This window comes from Sphaerimonospora mesophila, assembly GCF_001417795.1.
GTDB lineage: Bacteria > Actinomycetota > Actinomycetes > Streptosporangiales > Streptosporangiaceae > Sphaerimonospora > Sphaerimonospora mesophila.
Genome location: NZ_BCBX01000078.1, coordinates 1 through 3,359 on the forward strand (window position 1 = coordinate 1; position 3,359 = coordinate 3,359).

The 3,359-nt window shown below is 66.6% G+C and carries 3 protein-coding genes; all 3 read left to right on the top strand.

Features of this window, described 5'->3' with window-relative positions:
* On the top strand, positions 1-325 hold a 325-nt coding region (locus AP234_RS34055; protein ID WP_160330546.1), incomplete at its 5' end, for a transposase.
* A 591-nt stretch (positions 326-916) separates the two neighbouring features.
* A complete protein-coding gene (gene ltrA / locus AP234_RS34060) occupies positions 917-2,311 on the top strand; it encodes a group II intron reverse transcriptase/maturase (protein ID WP_055483877.1) in 1,395 nt (464 codons plus the stop codon).
* A gap of 16 nt (positions 2,312-2,327) precedes the next feature.
* The gene (locus tag AP234_RS34065; RefSeq protein WP_055483878.1) at positions 2,328-3,314 is read left to right on the top strand and encodes a transposase; all 987 of its coding nucleotides are present in this window, start codon (positions 2,328-2,330) and stop codon (positions 3,312-3,314) included.
* The last annotated feature ends 45 nt before the right edge of the window (positions 3,315-3,359 follow it).

Genomic DNA, 3,359 nt, shown 5'->3' on the forward strand with positions numbered 1-3,359 from the left:
CACCGTGCTAGGGATCGACGAGTGGGCCAAGCGCAAGGGACACTCCTACGCCACGCTGCTGATCAATATGCATACCGGCCGGCCCATCGACGTCCTGGACGATTGCCGTGCCCAGACCGTCGCCGATTGGTTGCGCCAGCACACCGAGGTCCGCGTGATCTGCCGGGACAGAGCGGGTGCCTTCGCCGAGGCCGCCCGAACCGGCGCACCACAGGCCACGCAGGTGGCCGACCGGTGGCACCTGTGGGACGTGCGCCGTGAGGCGCTGATTGATCGAGTGGAGGTGAGAGACCTTCGCCGCCGTCCTGTCGCAGCAGGGCGGTGAAGCTGGGGGCAGCCTGACCCGGGAGGTGCCGGGGAGGGTGGCAAGCGGCCCCGACGAAGCCGGGACGTGCCAGGACTGCCAGATGGTGCGGGTCCGGCGAGCGAGACGGAGAGGTATACGAGAGGAACCGGTGTTTGAAGCCTCCTAAGGTGCCATCAGCTCGAACCTGGCGGATCTGGGCTGGTTGCGGTGCGTGTCCGCCTTTCTTCCAGGGTGGGCAACTCCCGGGTTGTGATTGCCAGGCGATCCGGGAGGCCATGGTGAAGTGCTGCGGGGTAGCCGTGGCGATGCCGCGGGGGTATAGCCGGGTGCCTACTCCGACGAGCGATCAGTCAGTGAACACGGGAACCTCCCCGGCCTCGCCCGTCGCCTACGCGGCCAGCGTGGGCGAGTTGGGCTGGGCACACCGTCGGCCGACCGGGCCGTGGGAGGGGCGGAGCCGCCGTAGTACTCCGAGCCGGGGAGAGCCCGGCACATGGGGAAGGGCGGCAGCGAGATCGCAAGGGAGGTGCTGCAATGTCCGGAGAATCCGGGGTGGATGCCCCGGTCGCGTGGCCTTCGGTGTTTACCGCTGAGGCGCGGGTACGGAGGATGCAGACCAAGCTGCACCGTTGGGCGGTAGCCGATCGCGGCTTCCGGTTCGACGATGTGTTCAACTTCGTCTGTGACCCGGCCACGTTGGTGATGGCCTTCGAGCGGGTCGCGGGCAACGCCGGAGCCCGGACGGCGGGCGTGGACGGCATGCGTGCCATTGACGTCGAGGCGTCCGGGGTTATCGCGCACCTGAACCAGATCCGCTCGGCGTTGAGGGCGGGGACCTTCCGGCCCCTGCCGGTGCGCGAGCGGATGATCCCCAAGACGGGTGGGAAACTGCGCCGCTTGGGGATCCCGACCATCACCGATCGGGTGGTGCAGGCCGCGCTGAAGCTGGTCCTGGAACCAATCTTCGAGGTGGACTTTCGTCCATGCTCGTATGGGTTCCGGCCCAACCGGCGCGCGCACGACGCAATCGCCGAGATTCACCTGTTCGGCTCCCAGGGATACCGCTGGGTGCTGGACGCCGATATCGAGGCGTGCTTCGACCGCATCGATCACGCGGCCCTGATGGACCGCATCCGAGCGCGAGTGAAGGACAAGCGTGTGCTGGCGCTGGTGAAGGCGTTCCTGAAAGCCGGGATCATGACCGAACTCGGCGAACGGAACGAGACCGTCTCCGGGACACCGCAAGGGGGCATCCTGTCACCCCTGCTGGCCAACATCGCGCTGTCGGTGCTCGACGACTTCGCCGCCGAACACTGGGCAAGGGCGATGGCGACCCGGCGGGACCGCGAACGACGCCGCCACCGGGGCCTGCCGACCTGGCGACTGGTCCGCTATGCGGACGACTTCGTCATCATGGTCCACGGCACCCAAGGGCACGTCGAGGAACTACGCGACCGGGTGAGTGAGGTCTTAGCACCGATGGGCCTGGTCCTGTCACCGGCCAAGACCGCGATTGTCCACCTTGCGGACGGGTTCGACTTCCTCGGCTTTCGTGTCGTCTGGATGCGCAAGCGAGGAACGGACAAGTGGCATGTCTATACCTTCATCGCCGACAAACCGGTCGAGACGCTGAAGCGGAAGATCAAGGCTCTGACCCAGAAGTTGTCGCATCTCGATTACAAGATCGCGCTGATCCGGATCAACCAGATCCTGCGCGGCTGGGCCAACTACTTCAGGCACGCGGTCGCCAAGCACACCATGCAGCGCCTGCACACCTTTGTCTGGTGGCGGGTGGTCCGCTGGGTGATGCACCGGCACCGCATGACGTGGACGGCCATCCGGCGATGGCTCCGGGATCCACACGGGCACTGGAAACCCATCGAACTGGACGGGATCAGGCTGTTCGACCTCGGCAGAGTACCGATCACCAGGTATCGCTACCGGGGCAACGCTATCCCCAGCCCTTGGCCGGACGCCCTGACAGGCCCGACCTCAGCGACATGATCTCGTGGAGAGCCCGTTGCTCAGTAATGGGCACGGCGGGTTCGGCGGGCGGGCCGGGGAAACCCACCGGGAGCAATCCCGGCAGGGCGCCCCGGCCCGACCCAACAACCTGTGCCGCGCGACCGAGGACGTCGTCCGAGCACACCGCGCCGACCTGCACGAACCCGAACAGGAGCCCGACCCCACGACCAACACCGAGCCTTCGGTGGAGACGGTGGCCATGGTCCCGATAGCGCAACTACCCGACTCGCTCACCGCGACCCGCACCCGTGAACGGCACGCCCTCATCCAGGAACTGGCGGGCCAGGGCATGACGATCACCGCGATGTCCCAGCACCTGGGCTTGGACCGCAAGACCGTGCGCAAGTATCGCGACGCGGACAGTCCCGAATCCCTCATCAACGGCCGCCGCAGCCGGGCTCGCTCCTTTGAGGAGTTCGTCCCCTACCTTCGCCACCGCGTCCGCAACGACCACGTCACCAACGCCGTCCAACTGTTCGCCGAACTCCAAGCACGCGGCTATCGCGGCAGCCGCCGCACCGTGCGCCGCTATATGGAGCCTCTGCGCGCCGCAGTCACCACGCCTGCGCTCCCGCCTGCACCTCCCACCGTCCGTGAGGTCACCCGTTTGATCACCAGCCACCCCGAGCGGCTCACCGAGGAGGAGACCACCCAGCTCAAGGCCATCCTGGCGCGTAGCCCGCAGCTGACCAAACTCGCCGAGCACATGACGGCCTTCGCCAAGATGATGATGGAGCGCACTGGCGCCAAAGGCCTCAAGCCATGGCTGACCGCCGTCCTTACCGACGACATCCCTCAGCTGCGTTCGTTTGCCCGCGGCATCGAGCGCGACCTGGACGCCGTCACCAACGGCCTGTCCCTGCCGTATTCCTCTGGTGCGGTTGAGGGCAACGTGACGAGGGTCAAGGCGCTCAAACGCGGCCGGTATGGTCGCGCTAATCTCGATCTTCTCCGGAAGATCATCCTCTGTAGCCCGTGCTGAGATCACCGACCGTCACAGCACCACACACTTTGCGCCAGAGCCACC

Coding starts and splice junctions, on each gene's coding strand:
- ltrA (WP_055483877.1), top strand. CDS start 917: ATGCAGACCAAGCTGCACCGTTGGGCGGTAGCCGATCGCGGCTTCCGG.